The organism is Microcoleus sp. S13_C3 (assembly GCF_036700905.1).
GTDB lineage: Bacteria > Cyanobacteriota > Cyanobacteriia > Cyanobacteriales > Microcoleaceae > Microcoleus.
In genome coordinates this window covers 1-13585 of sequence record NZ_JAUBPT010000091.1, presented here as the reverse complement: position 1 = coordinate 13585, position 13585 = coordinate 1, and the positions used below count along the sequence as shown (strand labels likewise).

The following is a 13585-nucleotide window of genomic DNA, read 5'->3' as shown; positions in this document are numbered from 1 at the left end:
GTTGCACATATCTCGATCCCCCTAAATCCCCCTGATTGTTGGGGAGTAGGAGTTGACTTTGATCGGAATCTTGTCCCCCCCTTATTAAGGGGGGCTAGGGGGGATCGGATTCTATGCAGCCTCATAAAAAATTGGTATTAGTATAGCTGGGAATGTGCGAGATTTTTTGAGGAGGATTTTTTTGAACCGCAGAGGGCGCAGAGGGCGCAGAGAGAGAGAAAGAAAGAAGTTCCCAACAGATGGGCGGATTGGTTACTCTTGGAGGACTTCGAGGACTGATTTGGGCAACAATTTATCTTTAAACCAGACTACTTTTGCTGGCACGTCATTTACATTCACCCCGGCTTTTTCTAAATTCAGCCGTTCGGAAATAGCTAAAATCAAGTTGTCGCATTCTGACTTCTGTACTTGGGCAAATTTCTTTTGCAAATACTCCGGCCGCCAATAGCCAACTATTTCTAATAAAAATACTCGTCCGTCGGGATGCACTAACCGAAAGTCGGGAATCATCACACTACCTGGAATCGGAATTAAATCTACTTCTCGCTCTAGTTGCCACTCGGTTTTTGTGGAATTCCATCTTTCAGCAAATGCTGCTTCTAACATACTATCATAAGGCTTGCCAGGGGGATAGTGGCTGACTAAACCGCAGTCGGAATTTAGGGTGAATTTACCTGTTTTCAAAACGCCACTAAAAGGATCTTTTGTGTGCAGTGTCGAGTGCATACTCCATTTGGTGACGTGCAGCAGTGCGGGCAGCATTTTGGCGAGGGCTAAGCCGTAGCGGGTGCTGGGTTTGAATAAGCTTGTAGGGCCGTCTATTGTCAGTGTAAAACCGTGGTCTGCATCGCCTTCGATGTAAGTCATTAATTGAAATAGTTTCAGATAGCGAAATAAGAGTTTGTATTCTCCTGGATCGTTGCGGTGGGCGGTTAATTGGACTTGACTTGCTCGGTAAAATATGCCTTGAACTTGAGAAAGATTGTATTTGTGAAGCAAGTTTTCGGGTGTTGGTGCATTAAACTCAGTGAGGATTTTGTTTTCGTTTAAATCCGCGTATAAACCTGTAGTGATTTCGTGAGGCAAAACTTCTCTGTTTAACTCTTGGCTGAGTTCAGTTGCTACTTTTTCCAGGGTTAATTGAGTGGATTGAGGGCTGGGAGTCGATCGCGCGGACAAGGCAAAAACCCGCTGTCTCAACTCTGAGGGTTCTAGGGGACTGATGACTTCCAAGGTGCAGAAACCGCCTTTCAGCAGGTGCGCTAATCCCCGTTTCAGCCGATAATCGGGGCTGTCGCCTTCTAATTCTAGCAAGCGTCCGTCGAGCTCGCCTTGGGTTTTGCCGATCGACTCTTGAAAGCAGTTGATCATTTCGGTAGCTGCTTCTAAGTTTTTAGCATCTATCTTGAGGCGGAGAGGAATAATTGATTCTCCGTTTTGGCGGTGACTTAATAAATCAGTTGGTAACATAAGCAGTGAAAACTTTTACTCAATTTTTTGTTCAACAATCACCATGACTCCCCTAAGTTTTCCCTCTTCTGTCAAGCTTTGGGTAGTCCGAATTCGCCGATCGGAACTGACAAGATGGATTGTTTCAACAGCCCTCATCAAGCCAGTTGCTTTGTCCCATACTTGAAAAATTATCAAATCATCTCCAACTTCTGTCGCTAGTGTATTGTAGTTGGAAAAAACCGAGTCGCGACCTTCAATTTGCACTTGACCTTCGCCGACAACATAACCCACAAACTTTTGGGTTTCACTCTGACCATTGGCATAAGTTTGAAGGTTAGTTTGCCTCCACTCGTTATCAACTATTTTCTGGGTTACCACTGCTGTAAAACGCCGGGTTTCTTTGCAGTCGGCATCGAGTATTGTCCAGTCTCCCTCCCAAACTCCTGTATGTTTGGGGAAAATTTTAAAGTTAGTTAGTTGTGCAGTCTCGCTCATTGTTAGGTAATTTGAATTAGTTAATATTGAGAGTATACACTAATTGGGTAATCTTCAATCATCCTTGGAATCATCATTTTTTTCACCCCATTTTGCGGGTGATTATGCTGCTTTTTTAGTCGCATCTCGGTTGACTCCGTAAATGGGTGTCGGTTTGACAGTTTCTAATTTCTGATATTCAGGCTTTGGCGGTTCTATTTTTGTTTGTGGTTGGGGTTTGTGAGGCTGCATTCCTCCTCGGCGGCGTTGGGATGTTCTTCGTCGCGAACAACGCGAAGGGAAGAGAGAGAAAGAAAGTGTTTAGAAATAGTTTAGGCTTGCTACCAGGGAATTTCATCATTGTCTTCTCCCCATTTTGCGGGTGATTCTGCTGCTTTTTTGGTTGTCTCCCGGTTGACTCCGTAAATCGGTGTCGGTTTGACAGTTTCTAATTTCTGATATTCAGGCTTTGGCGGTTCTATTTTTGTTTGTGGTTGGGGTTTGTGAGGCTGCATTCCTCCTCGGCGGCGTTGAGAAGTTCTTTCTTCGCTGGTGTCTTCGGTGACGACTTCGTAGAGAATTGCTAACTTATTTACATCGCTGCTTTTGCGGAGAACTCGACCTAATCGCTGGATGTATTCGCGTTCGCTGCCGGTGCCTGACAATATGATAGCAATTCTGGCGTCGGGAACGTCCACTCCTTCGTTGAGAACGTGGGAAGCGACGAGGGTTTTGTATTCGCCGCTGCGAAAGCGATCGAGGATTTCGTGGCGTTCTTTGACTGGGGTTTGGTGGGTAATTGTGGGGATGAGAAATTCTTGGGAAATTCGGTAAACTGTGGCGTTGTCTCCCGTGAAGATTAGGGTGCGCTGGGGAGAGTGTTCTGCTAGTATTTTGGCTAAGATTCGCAGTTTGCCTTCGGTACAAAGGGCGATTTCTTTGGCTTGGCGGTGGGCTAGCATGGCGCGCCGTCCCAGGGGCGATCGCGCGCTTGCCATGATAAACTGTTTCCAACCATCCAGGCTGGATATTTTGATGTTAGACTGTTTTAAGAAGTCGTTGCGAATGTTGATTAATTCGGCGTAGCGAGCTCCCTCTTCTTGTGACAGTTTTACCATAATTTGAACTATTTTATGGTCGGCTAAAGCATCGCCTGCCAAATCTTCTGGTCTTTTACTAAAAGCTGTCGGGCCGATCAGGAAATGCAAATCGCTGTGGCGGCCATCTGTGCGATCGGGTGTGGCTGTCAGTCCGAGTCGAAAAGGCGCGATCGCATATTCGGAAATTACTCGATAAAAGTCCGTTGGCAAATGGTGGCATTCGTCAAAAACCAGCAAACCGTATTTATTGCCCAAGGTTTCTGCATGAATACTTGCACTGTCGTAGGTTGCGACTAAAATTGGCGTTTTGTCCCGCGAACCTCCGCCCAACAATCCGATTTCGATGTCGGGAAAAGCTGCTTTTAAATTAGCATACCACTGGTGCATTAAATCGAGAGTTGGTACTACAATTAATGTACTGCGACCAGTGACTTGCATGGCTAATTGTGCCAGATAAGTTTTGCCGGAAGCGGTGGGAAGGACGACTACTCCTTGGCTTCCTGCTTCTTGCCAAGCTACGAGGGCCTGTTCTTGATGTGGGTAAGGCTGCATTTCCACGCTGGGTACGAGTTCGAGTAGTTCGTATGCCCTAGCTTCGTCCGTGAAGTGAATGCACTCGGCTTGGAGGCATTCTACCAGCGGGCGGTAGTGAATGGCTCGAATGCGGTATTTTTCAACGCGATCGTCCCATGTCGCAAAGTCCACCCAGTCTCTGCCTGTGGGCGGCGGGTGTAGCAGCAGCGTTCCGCGATCGAATGTTAAGGTAGGTATCCGTGGCATTTGTTTTAAGACCCGCTGAGTGCAAGCCTGTTAAATTATAGGCGATCGATAAAATACATTGACAGCAGACTCTCTATCAGCTATTATTTAATCACATCTCTTAGACCCTAATGTATTTTAATCTAAAATAGGGGTAACTTAAAATTAAATAGTAATCCTTTCAGGATTTGTCAAGGTCAATATTTCTTTCTTTTCTCCTTCTATACAGCATCCGAGGTTCCTCTACAAAAAATCTCGTTCAAAAATCAAAGAGGATGACCATAGAATTTTTTGTAGCAGACCAAATTGGCCAAAGGTCAAAAATGTCAAAAATGTAGTAGGTACTTTAGTCATTGCTTCTGAATTGGCAAAAAAACGTAGGCACTGACTATACAATGCTTGGTATTGATTAGATATTTTCCCCAGGGCTTCGAGTTCAATTATCATCGGAATAATATGTTTGATTTTATCGAATACAAAAAAAAATTTTACAAGCGACTAAGGACTGGAATAACGAGAAGTGGAATAATTTGGATGACAATCCATTCCTGCTTTCGGCCCCCATGCTTCAAGATTGTCACGTTAAGAATTGTCGCTTTGTTGAAAGTCGATTAAAGATATTGGAATATCTGCCGAAAGATAGTGTGGTGGCTGAGGTGGGCACTCAATACGGCCGCTTTGCGGAAAAAATTCTCGCTATTGCCAAGCCCAAAAAGCTGCATTTGATCGATTATAATTTTGATTTATTCAAAGCAGAAATAAGCACAAAACAAAAAAGTCTAGTTCAAGAAGGGATAGAAAATGGAACGGTAGAGCTTCACGAAGGGGATTCTTCGACAATTTTAAGGAGCTTTCCTGACGAGTATTTTGACTGGATATATATCGATGCCGACCACGAATATCAAGGTGTATGCAAAGATATTCAGCAAGGTTACACAAAAATTAAAGCCGAAGGAATGATGGTTTTTAACGATTACACGAATTGGTCGGTATGCGAGGTGATGCCTTACGGTGTGGCGAAAGCAGTCAATGAGTTTTGTATTGCGAATAACTGGGAACTCGTATTTTTTGCCTTTCAGACCCTAGGCTATCACGATGTTGCAATCAGGAAAAATACTGGGGAAACGGCACTGCGAATTCCCTCGGAGGAAGCCAATTCCGAATTGCAGAATTACCAATATCAAATTCAACAGCTACAGTTACAGTTGGAACAAGCTAAAAAGACGATCGACTGTATGGAAAACGCTCAATTTGGGAAATTGCGATCGCACTGGCGGAAAATCCCACAAAAATTATCCTAGCCCAGCCGGATTGCCAAATCTAAAATCTACAAGAGTATTGTCCCGCTGGGGATGGTTTTTAGGTTAGATTCGATCTACGTATGCCTGAGATTAGAGGTTATAGATGGAAATAGGCGTCCCCAAGGAAATCAAGGATTTAGAGTTTCGAGTCGGGCTTAGCCCCACAAGTGTCCGGGCTTGTTCGGACAAAGGCCACACAGTTTTTGTGGAAACGAATGCTGGTGCTGGGGCCGGTTTTGCGGACGAGGACTATGTTCAAGCAGGGGCTAAGATTGTCTTAAATGCTTCCGATGTCTGGAAGCGCGAACTAATTGTTAAAGTTAAAGAACCGCTGCCTGCTGAGTATCCGCTGATTCAAAAAGAGCAGTTGCTGTTTACATATTTGCACTTGGCGGCCGATCGCACATTAACCGAACATTTAATCAGCAGCGGAGTCCAGGCCATCGCCTACGAAACCGTCGAACTCCCGGACAGAAAATTGCCGCTGCTAACGCCGATGAGTATTATTGCAGGGCGTTTGTCCGTGCAGTTCGGATCTCGGTTTCTGGAACGACAGCAAGGTGGCCGGGGCGTACTTTTGGGTGGTGTACCGGGGGTAAGACCGGGTAAAGTTGTGATTTTGGGCGGCGGAATTGTCGGCACAGAAGCAGCGCGAATTGCTGTAGGAATGGGCGCGAGAGTGCAAATTTTAGACGTAAATGTCGATCGCCTAGCCTACCTGGAAACTCTGTTCGGTTCCAGAGTAGAATACCTCTACAGCAGTCCTTTGCAAATTGAAGCAGTTGTTCCCGATGCTGATTTGTTAATCGGTGCGGTTTTGGTCTTAGGTAAAAAAGCTCCTATTCTGGTTTCTCGCGAATTTGTTGCCAAGATGCACCCCGGTTCTGTGATTGTTGACGTAGCCGTTGACCAAGGCGGCTGCGTGGAAACTTTGCGGGCGACTTCTCACACAAATCCTACTTATGTTGAGGAAGGAGTTGTGCATTACGGCGTGCCGAATATGCCCGGTGCCGTGCCTTGGACTGCAACTCAGGCTTTGAATAACAGCACTTTGCCTTATGTTTTGCAGTTGGCAAATAACGGGATTAAAGCTTTGGAAATGAATCCGAGTTTGGCGAAGGGATTGAACGTGCAGAATCACCGATTGGTGCATCCGGCCGTGCGCGAGGTTTTCCCCGATTTGGCTGATTAGATTCCCATTTTTTTTAAGTAAGCTATCCCGCATCTAAAATTATATTTGGGCCCGGGCGGGACGCCCCTCCACAAGCAACTTGATCTGTTGTGGAATGGGCATCTTGCCCGTTCCTAAGAAGGGCGCAAGATGTGAGTTACTACGAACCTTGTTGTAAAATTAGGGTTGATAGATTTGCCGGATTTCATCGAGGTTGTTGGCTGCTGGCATATAAGATGCGATCGCCTGCAAAACTCCAACATCAGAAATTTCCGAAATCTCCTCAAGCAACAGCAATCCTTCGTCTCCGAATTTCAGCCTTAAACCGAGTTCGATCATCTGGATAAATGCTTGTTTAGTACGCGCCTGTTCCTCCAGTAACTGAGCATCTTTTTGAGACAACTGAGCATCTTTTTGTGCTGCCAGTTCGTCGCCTGTAGGAATGGGCTCGCCACTAGCATAGCACCAGCGCAACCAAGTACCACCGACATTTTCAAATTCACCTTGCCACAGAGTTAGTCCCAAACCGACTTCGGGAAACCAAGCATCACTTTTGGGCACGTAAGATTGATTCTGCAATTCAAAGACTCGCAGCGTACTCCCTTTCAACTCGCGTAGCGGATCGTACACGACATAATACGGGATTCGCATTCGAGCGTAATCTATTAACTTGCTGCCCAATTCGTTGCCCGGAGTTGGGGAAACAATTTCGAGCGCAATTTCCGGAGGTTTGCCAAATTCCCAAAATAAATACGATCGCACTTGTTTTTCCCACCAATCCTCAGCACCAGTAATATTAATACTGAGAAACACATCCGGGGCGATTCCCGGTAGACGCACGCTGCTGAACAAACCGACATTTGCAGCCGCAATGAATGGAACGGTAATACCTGTATCGCCACCGCTATATAAAACCGTTGTCAGCAGCCGCTGCTGTTTTTCGTTGATGAAGCTGTCCAAAGGAGTATCGTCTTCTAAAACTAAGTTGCTAATATCGGGCAACTGACTCGGATCGAGGGTTAATGGCTCAGACATAGGTAGCCGACGTGATGAGAAATATCTGCCAAATCAATTGTAACAGAATGGGCATGGGGCATAGGGCATTGGACAATTTTAGATTTTAGATTTTAGATTTTAGATTTTAAATTGATTAGTAATTTTCATCTAAAATCGGATGGGCATGGGGCATTGGGGATTAGGAATTGGTAAGCCCGTACTTCACAAGTCTTGAGAACCGCTATATTACTCGCTGCCCAGAAAAAAATAAATTCCCCAAAACACTTGACAGATTCGCGGAGGTATGGCAGAGTAGTAATTCGTGACCGATGCGGAACTGGCGGAATTGGTAGACGCGCATGATTCAGGTTCATGTGGTGCAAGCCTTCCGGGTTCAAGTCCCGGGTTCCGCATTCCCAAGGCAGAAGGAAGTTTGGGGTTAACCCGATACAGGCAATAACCCCATTCGCTCTGCTGAATTAAACAATGCTGACAAGTATTCAAAACCCCCTAGTTAAAGAAATTCGCAAGCTGCACAGCTCGAAGGGACGCAGGGAACAACAATTATTTTTACTCGAAGGGACGCACTTGCTGGAAGAAGCTTGCGCTGCCAAATACCCGCTAGCAACGGTTTGCTGCACTCCCGAATGGCTGGATCAGCACGGGGAACTTTGGGAGCAAGTTGGTAATTTAGCCGATCGCACAGAATTAGTAAGTGCAAAAGTGTTAGAGTCGATCGCCACTACAGTCCAACCCGACGGCATTGTCGCCACCGCACCCCGCACCGCAGCAGATCCCGCAAAATTGTCAACTTTAGGAATAGCCCTAGAAACAATCCAAGATCCCGGCAACTTGGGGGCGATCGTCCGCACGGCTGCGGCTGCTAATGCCGACGGTTTGCTGCTGAGCGCTGAGTGCGCCGATTTAGACCATCCCAAAGTGCTCCGCGCCTCAGCAGGAGCTTGGTTTAAGCTGCCAATGGCAGTCAGTCCAGATTTAACCGCCGAAGTCGGGGCGTATAAGAATCGAGGAATGCAAATTTTAGCAACCGTCGCCGGGGCAAGTTTAAGTTATTGGGAAGTAGATTTGCGAGTGCCGACTCTAATAGTTTTGGGCAACGAAGGCTCTGGTTTGTCGGAAGAATTGAGGAGTTTGGCCGATCGACAAATCCAAATTCCCCTGAGTCGTGGCGTAGAATCTTTAAATGTGTCGATCGCCGGAGCCCTCATCTTGTATGAAGCTCAACGGCAAAGAAGTCAGTCGATTTTAGATTTTAGATTTTAGATTTTAGATTGAAGCATTGAGCCCACGGATAAATTCGGGGGCCAGTTTATCCGATACAGGTTTTTTATTTCTGGACGGATGAATCCGGGGGGCTTGTCTCCTGGATGTTTTCGGTCATTAGTTATTAGTCATGAGTCATTAGTCATTATCTGTTGGGGCGGGTTCATCAATATCTGTAACTTCATATTCAGGGCAGCGACGGGGGGCAGCCCCTACAAGATAATGAAACAGCCGTGCCCCATATCCCCCTGTGCCCCTCTCCCCCTCTGAGATTTGGCCGATTTTGTTTAACATGATGCAACTGTAAAGCTAGGAAAGCGGGTACTCTCGTATCAACAGTTCAGGCTGGTATGAAATAAATATGAAGAAGTGTAGTCAAGTGCTCTCACAAATGTTAAGATTCTTAACATAACGTAGTATTGTGCTCGCCCCAACCAAAACCTAACCTGAGACGGTGCTGACTGGGAGTAGTAGCTAGCTACCATAAAATTAAGCCTCTTTAAAAGGAAGGAAAGCGCAAGTCCCCGCCCGCTTTCCTTCCCAGCTAAAGCTAGGGGTTTGCGACTACCGCAAACCTTTAGAGGCACAGATCCTCAGCGGGAAAAGCTCATGAAAACTCTTAAGTCCTCAGATACAGATTCTGTTCGCGCTTACTTGCGGGAAATCGGCCGCGTTCCCTTGTTGACCCATGAGCAAGAAATACTCTATGGGAAACAGGTACAGCGCTCAACCGCACTGCATCAGGAGAAAAATATTTTAGCCGAAGAGTTAGGCCGCGACCCGACGGCGGCTGAATGGGCACAGGCAGTTGGTCTGTCTGAGGCACAGTTGCAGCGGACGATCGAGCAGGGGGAAAGGGCAAAGCGCCAAATGGTGGAAGCGAATCTCCGCCTGGTAGTGTCTGTTGCCAAGAAATATATCAAGCGCAACGTAGATTTACTGGATCTAATTCAGGAAGGCACGATCGGGATGCAGCGGGGAGTAGAAAAATTTGACCCGACTAAGGGCTACAGATTTTCTACTTATGCTTATTGGTGGATTCGTCAGGCAATTACTCGGGCGATCGCCGAAAAAGGTCGCACCATCCGCTTGCCGATCCACATCACCGAAAAGCTCAACAAAATTAAAAAGGCTCAGCGCCAACTTGCTCAACAGCTTGGTCGCGCGGCCACGGCTGCTGAATTGGCATCCGAGTTAGAATTGACTCCCAAACAGATTCGCGAATATCTCGATCGGGCGCGCCTGCCACTTTCCCTGGACTTGCGCGTGGGAGACAATCAAGATACAGAGTTGGGCGATTTGTTGGAAGATACGGGTACTACCCCGGAAGATTTTGCCCTGCAATCTTCCCTGCGGACTGACTTAGACCACCTAATGGCGGAACTGACTCAGCAACAGCGAGAAGTGCTCGCCTTGCGGTTCGGTTTAGAAGACGGGCAAACCTTAACTTTGGCCAAAATAGGCGATCGTCTAAACATCAGTCGGGAACGAGTGCGGCAAATAGAACGGGAAGCTTTGACCAAACTCCGCAAGCGCAAGCAAGATATCAACGATTATCTAGCCAGCTAGGTAGATTGGGGATTGGCGATCGGGTTCCCCCCACTTGCAATCCCCAATCTAAAATCGTAAAAACCGCCGCTTTTAATTCGGTTGTGCCCACTTGGTTGCTATGACTGTCCTGCTACATTAGTAATTACTTAGTAATAAAGATCAGCAGCGATCAGATAAGGGTTATTTAATTTAACCGCCCGCGTCTAACATAACAAGCTGTCTCTGAAACGGAGGTCCTCGTGAGCAACTCATCTAATAAATCCCCAGAATTCTTTGAAGAAGACGGAGAAAATGCCAACTTATTATGGCAATACGTGCAGTCAATGGCTCCCGACACAGTTTCTCAGTTGTCTAAGCCGACTTCTCACGAAGTGTTTCAAGTAATGGAGCGAAATATTGTTGGACTATTGGGGAATTTGCCTTCGGAACACTTTGGGGTGACAGTCACTACCAGTCGCGAACATTTGGGTAGATTGCTCGCCTCGGCTATGATTAGCGGTTATTTTCTCAAAAATGCCGAACAGCGAATGACTTTTGAAAAGTCCATACAAGCCAGTGAGAGACATGGCTCGGACGATTAGTAGATTATTAACATTTAAGTGATCCAAGTGTCAAGCCCCCCCTCGCCAGATGGGGGCTTAATATTTGAGATTTGAGATTTGAGATTTGAGATTTGAGATTTGAGATTTGAGATTGGAGATTTGAGATTGGAGATTTGAGATTTGAGATTGGAGATTTGAGATTTGAGATTGGAGATTGGAGATTTGAGATTTGAGATTTGAGATTGGAGATTGGAGATTTGAGATTTGAGATTTGAGATTTGAGGTAAGGATTCAGGTCTGAAAAAGGGGAATGAGCGAGCGGCATAGTCAAGTCACAAGAATGGGCATAAAGAGCCTCACGGAAAAAAGTCATTACTGAGCGAGCTTGAAAACGACAGGTTTGAATCACACTAAGTAGATCAGCAGTTTCCTCAAATCCTTTCATCGAACGAGAGCCACCAGAAACTTTCCGTTTCGTGACAGCTAGCCGTAAAGAACGTTCTGCTAAATTATTATCTGGAGGCAGCGAGGGGTCATTCAGAAAATACCACCATTGTTCTGCCTTATCTCGTAAGGATTTGAGCAACAAATAGAATAGCATAACCAACTTGGTTCAACCAAGTGGCAAGGGCTTTATTCAATCGTATTTTGAAATCCTCAGCCCAGGAGTCGTAGGTGAGTCGATCCTTCGTCTTTCGCTCCCGACTCATGGGATCTAAAAGCTTCATCAATTAATGACAGAAATATTTGAGCGACTGCTGCATTATTGTTGCCGGGAAGTCCCAGCACTTTCTTGAAATGCCGTCGTAAATGAGCCAGACACTTCTGTTGGGCTGCGATGTTCCCGCCATTATAAACGCTGAAATCATCTGAGCTTAAGACTCCCGCAAATTCTGTGCCCAGCATGGTTTCCAATTCCACCCGCCCCCTGGTATCGGCCGCATGAAATAAACAGAATCCTTCTCCACTAGCCGTCCATAGCCATTCTTCAACTCCCATGACACACCGGGGGTGTTTCATCTACATGAACATTTGATTGAAGAGGTGCCCATTCCCACAGTGCTGTGAGCGCTGGTTTGACTGCGGCTGCTAGTCGTTGATTGGTTTTTTGGAGTGTTCATACTCCCACTTCAATCGCCCCGAGTTCCCACAACAACGAGCGTCAGCTTGGCATAGGAAAGATGCCCGTAATTCCCCAGCCAGACTAATAGTGCTTGGAGATTAACGTTCAAGTCAAGCCAATGAACTATTCCCGCTTGGTGGTTTTCCTCGAACTACGGCACCACATTCTAGGCATTTACACGATTGTGTCTGATATTCGACGACTTCAATTGGTTTTGCGACTAGACTTGCTACTTGCTGTCTGTGGATGTTAATTAGACCTCTTGCAAAATAATTTTGTGCTATGATAGAAAGTTTAGACAATTTTTAAATCTAGCAGGCCCGGCAAGTTTAAGGAGATGCCAATCAACCCAATAATTCAAAGTTTGACCTAAACTTGAGCAAACTTTTAAGTATAACACATATTTTTTTTGCAAGAGGTCTAATACTTCACTTAATTCTTTACTGCCACAATTGAGACAGATGTCGGGTGAGCTAATTTCAGTTCTGTCTACTCGTCCAAACCCTTTGCGGGTTTTGCCCTGATGACCCGTTTGTCCGCCTGGTTTCTTTTTTGGGTCTGCTTCTGGTTTGATTGTTGGTTTCTCTGGTTTTTGGATCAGATCCGTTGATGGAGGAATTGAAGAAGTCTGACTGGTGGTTCGACTTTTTCCCGTAGCAATCGCTAGTTTTTCTTGCAATTGTGCAATGATTTTTTGCAACCCCAGTACCATTTCTACCAGTTCAGCTTGGCTCAACTGCTCTATCTCGGTTTTTTGTTTCTGTCTGGTGGCTGTGGGCTTTTTCATTCGTTTATTTTACCAGATGCCGCCACTTAAGTTTTTTTTGACCTGAATCCTTACCTACTTACTACCCACAGCAATCCTTCTGACTCTAATACCCTTACCACTTCGCTTAATCCAGAAATCCTGCGGTATACCAAGCTCAATACTACTGCCCTCATCACTGGTAACGTCAACAATCGTAGCTTGCGGGGCAGGACGCCATCGCGCAGTTTTTTGTCCCCTGCAGTTAAGCGTGACGCCTTAAAGCTTTCAAGACTCAGCCAATTCCACAGCAGAGCTTCTATTTGTGCCATCGGCGGACCCGGTAGTTGCGTGGCTCGACCCAAGTCTGGATTACCTGAATGAGCTGGGCGTTTTCGGCTCATAAAATTTCATCACTATTCGACGCGCCCTCATACTTAGTCTGATTTTAACCCCAGTAAGAGCGAGTGTGATTTTGGCTTAATATCGCGTGGTAGAGGTTAAGAACGATCGCCTGGTTGAGGGCGATGCCATCCTTAAGTTTAAGTTGGCACTAATGAACTTTGCCTTACCTATACTCCAAGTAAGGCCCATCATCATGTTGAAGCACTGAGTTCTTCTACCCATGCGCGGGAAATAGTCTGCCCCAAATTCCAATCTTTCCCCAAAAAAAGACCCCATAGTTAAAAGAGGAGTCAGCCAGGGGAGGTCGGAGAGCAACGTAAGAGCCGAAACCCTTGGTGTGTATAGGTTCAAAAAAAAATCAAAAATATTTTCACAAAACGCTTGACAACTCTGGGGAGAGTTGATACATTAATAAAGCGCCAGAAGGGAAGCGGTTCACTGAACCACGAACTAAAGGTAGAAAACTGAACCTAGAAAAAAGAATAGTTTGAAAGCTTAAAGCACTATTAACCTCGTCAAAAGAATCAAGATAGAGAGTAAAGGCATCGCTGATACTCAATATCGCAAACAACGAGAAAAAAGTCAAGGGAAAAAAACCAGCCTTGAGGGCTGAGTAGAAAGAACTTGATTAAAGCCAAAAAAAACAATCCAACACGGAGAGTTTGATCCTGGCTCAGGATGA

The 13585-nt window shown here is 45.9% G+C and carries 14 protein-coding genes and 1 tRNA gene; 6 read left to right on the top strand and 9 right to left on the bottom strand.

Annotated elements, in window-relative coordinates:
* Nucleotides 1–252: 252 nt before the first annotated feature.
* The 4 genes from QUA16_RS22775 to QUA16_RS22760 all read right to left on the bottom strand — a co-directional run bounded on the left by QUA16_RS22775 (nt 253) and on the right by QUA16_RS22760 (nt 3806).
* Nucleotides 253–1470: a DUF790 family protein gene (locus tag QUA16_RS22775; RefSeq protein ID WP_333106032.1), complete on the bottom strand. Its 1218-nt coding sequence runs from the start codon at nt 1468–1470 to the stop codon at nt 253–255.
* Between the two features lie 15 nt (nt 1471–1485).
* On the bottom strand, nt 1486–1947 hold the full coding sequence (locus QUA16_RS22770; protein WP_333106031.1) for a DUF3598 family protein: 462 nt from the start codon (nt 1945–1947) through the stop codon (nt 1486–1488).
* A gap of 102 nt (nt 1948–2049) precedes the next feature.
* A complete protein-coding gene (locus tag QUA16_RS22765) occupies nt 2050–2178 on the bottom strand; it encodes a hypothetical protein (RefSeq protein WP_333106030.1) in 129 nt (42 codons plus the stop codon).
* A gap of 89 nt (nt 2179–2267) precedes the next feature.
* Nucleotides 2268–3806, bottom strand: a complete 1539-nt coding sequence (locus QUA16_RS22760; RefSeq protein WP_333106028.1) for a DEAD/DEAH box helicase family protein — start codon at nt 3804–3806, stop codon at nt 2268–2270.
* A 509-nt stretch (nt 3807–4315) separates the two neighbouring features.
* On the opposite strand from QUA16_RS22760, the gene QUA16_RS22755 reads away from it, so the two are divergent.
* Together QUA16_RS22755 and ald are read left to right on the top strand one after the other, a co-directional pair.
* A complete protein-coding gene (locus tag QUA16_RS22755; protein WP_333106027.1) occupies nt 4316–5086 on the top strand; it encodes a class I SAM-dependent methyltransferase in 771 nt (256 codons plus the stop codon).
* A 103-nt stretch (nt 5087–5189) separates the two neighbouring features.
* Nucleotides 5190–6278, top strand: a complete 1089-nt coding sequence (gene ald, locus QUA16_RS22750) for an alanine dehydrogenase (protein WP_333106026.1) — start codon at nt 5190–5192, stop codon at nt 6276–6278.
* 159 nt (nt 6279–6437) lie between these two features.
* On the opposite strand, the gene QUA16_RS22745 is transcribed toward ald, so the two are convergent.
* The gene (locus QUA16_RS22745) at nt 6438–7292 is read right to left on the bottom strand and encodes a Uma2 family endonuclease (RefSeq protein ID WP_333106025.1); all 855 of its coding nucleotides are present in this window, start codon (nt 7290–7292) and stop codon (nt 6438–6440) included.
* A gap of 292 nt (nt 7293–7584) precedes the next feature.
* On the opposite strand from QUA16_RS22745, the gene QUA16_RS22740 reads away from it, so the two are divergent.
* The 4 genes from QUA16_RS22740 (at nt 7585) to QUA16_RS22725 (ending at nt 10669) form a co-directional block, all read left to right on the top strand.
* Nucleotides 7585–7666: transfer RNA gene (locus QUA16_RS22740), tRNA-Leu, on the top strand.
* Between the two features lie 73 nt (nt 7667–7739).
* The gene (locus tag QUA16_RS22735; RefSeq protein ID WP_333106023.1) at nt 7740–8537 is read left to right on the top strand and encodes an RNA methyltransferase; all 798 of its coding nucleotides are present in this window, start codon (nt 7740–7742) and stop codon (nt 8535–8537) included.
* 609 nt (nt 8538–9146) lie between these two features.
* A complete protein-coding gene (locus QUA16_RS22730; protein ID WP_333106022.1) occupies nt 9147–10106 on the top strand; it encodes an RNA polymerase sigma factor, RpoD/SigA family in 960 nt (319 codons plus the stop codon).
* 221 nt (nt 10107–10327) lie between these two features.
* Nucleotides 10328–10669 (top strand): DUF760 domain-containing protein, encoded by a 342-nt coding sequence (locus tag QUA16_RS22725; RefSeq protein WP_172187001.1) that lies wholly within the window; start codon nt 10328–10330, stop codon nt 10667–10669.
* A gap of 7 nt (nt 10670–10676) precedes the next feature.
* Here the strand turns inward: QUA16_RS22725 and QUA16_RS37015 are convergent, their stop codons facing one another.
* The 4 genes from QUA16_RS37015 to QUA16_RS22705 form a co-directional block, all read right to left on the bottom strand.
* Nucleotides 10677–11231 (bottom strand): IS66 family transposase, encoded by a 555-nt coding sequence (locus tag QUA16_RS37015; protein WP_445252191.1) that lies wholly within the window; start codon nt 11229–11231, stop codon nt 10677–10679.
* A gap of 56 nt (nt 11232–11287) precedes the next feature.
* A complete protein-coding gene (locus QUA16_RS22715) occupies nt 11288–11629 on the bottom strand; it encodes an IS66 family transposase (RefSeq protein ID WP_333181344.1) in 342 nt (113 codons plus the stop codon).
* Between the two features lie 404 nt (nt 11630–12033).
* A complete protein-coding gene (locus tag QUA16_RS22710; protein WP_333106020.1) occupies nt 12034–12540 on the bottom strand; it encodes a DUF6444 domain-containing protein in 507 nt (168 codons plus the stop codon).
* 50 nt (nt 12541–12590) lie between these two features.
* On the bottom strand, nt 12591–12902 hold the full coding sequence (locus QUA16_RS22705; protein WP_333106019.1) for a hypothetical protein: 312 nt from the start codon (nt 12900–12902) through the stop codon (nt 12591–12593).
* Nucleotides 12903–13585: the final 683 nt, after the last annotated feature.

Coding starts and splice junctions, on each gene's coding strand:
- QUA16_RS22775 (WP_333106032.1), bottom strand. CDS start 1,470: ATGTTACCAACTGATTTATTAAGTCACCGCCAAAACGGAGAATCAATT.
- QUA16_RS22770 (WP_333106031.1), bottom strand. CDS start 1,947: ATGAGCGAGACTGCACAACTAACTAACTTTAAAATTTTCCCCAAACAT.
- QUA16_RS22765 (WP_333106030.1), bottom strand. CDS start 2,178: ATGCAGCCTCACAAACCCCAACCACAAACAAAAATAGAACCGCCAAAG.
- QUA16_RS22760 (WP_333106028.1), bottom strand. CDS start 3,806: ATGCCACGGATACCTACCTTAACATTCGATCGCGGAACGCTGCTGCTA.
- ald (WP_333106026.1), top strand. CDS start 5,190: ATGGAAATAGGCGTCCCCAAGGAAATCAAGGATTTAGAGTTTCGAGTC.
- QUA16_RS22745 (WP_333106025.1), bottom strand. CDS start 7,292: ATGTCTGAGCCATTAACCCTCGATCCGAGTCAGTTGCCCGATATTAGC.
- QUA16_RS22735 (WP_333106023.1), top strand. CDS start 7,740: ATGCTGACAAGTATTCAAAACCCCCTAGTTAAAGAAATTCGCAAGCTG.
- QUA16_RS22730 (WP_333106022.1), top strand. CDS start 9,147: ATGAAAACTCTTAAGTCCTCAGATACAGATTCTGTTCGCGCTTACTTG.
- QUA16_RS37015 (WP_445252191.1), bottom strand. CDS start 11,231: ATGCTATTCTATTTGTTGCTCAAATCCTTACGAGATAAGGCAGAACAA.
- QUA16_RS22715 (WP_333181344.1), bottom strand. CDS start 11,629: ATGGGAGTTGAAGAATGGCTATGGACGGCTAGTGGAGAAGGATTCTGT.
- QUA16_RS22710 (WP_333106020.1), bottom strand. CDS start 12,540: ATGAAAAAGCCCACAGCCACCAGACAGAAACAAAAAACCGAGATAGAG.
- QUA16_RS22705 (WP_333106019.1), bottom strand. CDS start 12,902: ATGAGCCGAAAACGCCCAGCTCATTCAGGTAATCCAGACTTGGGTCGA.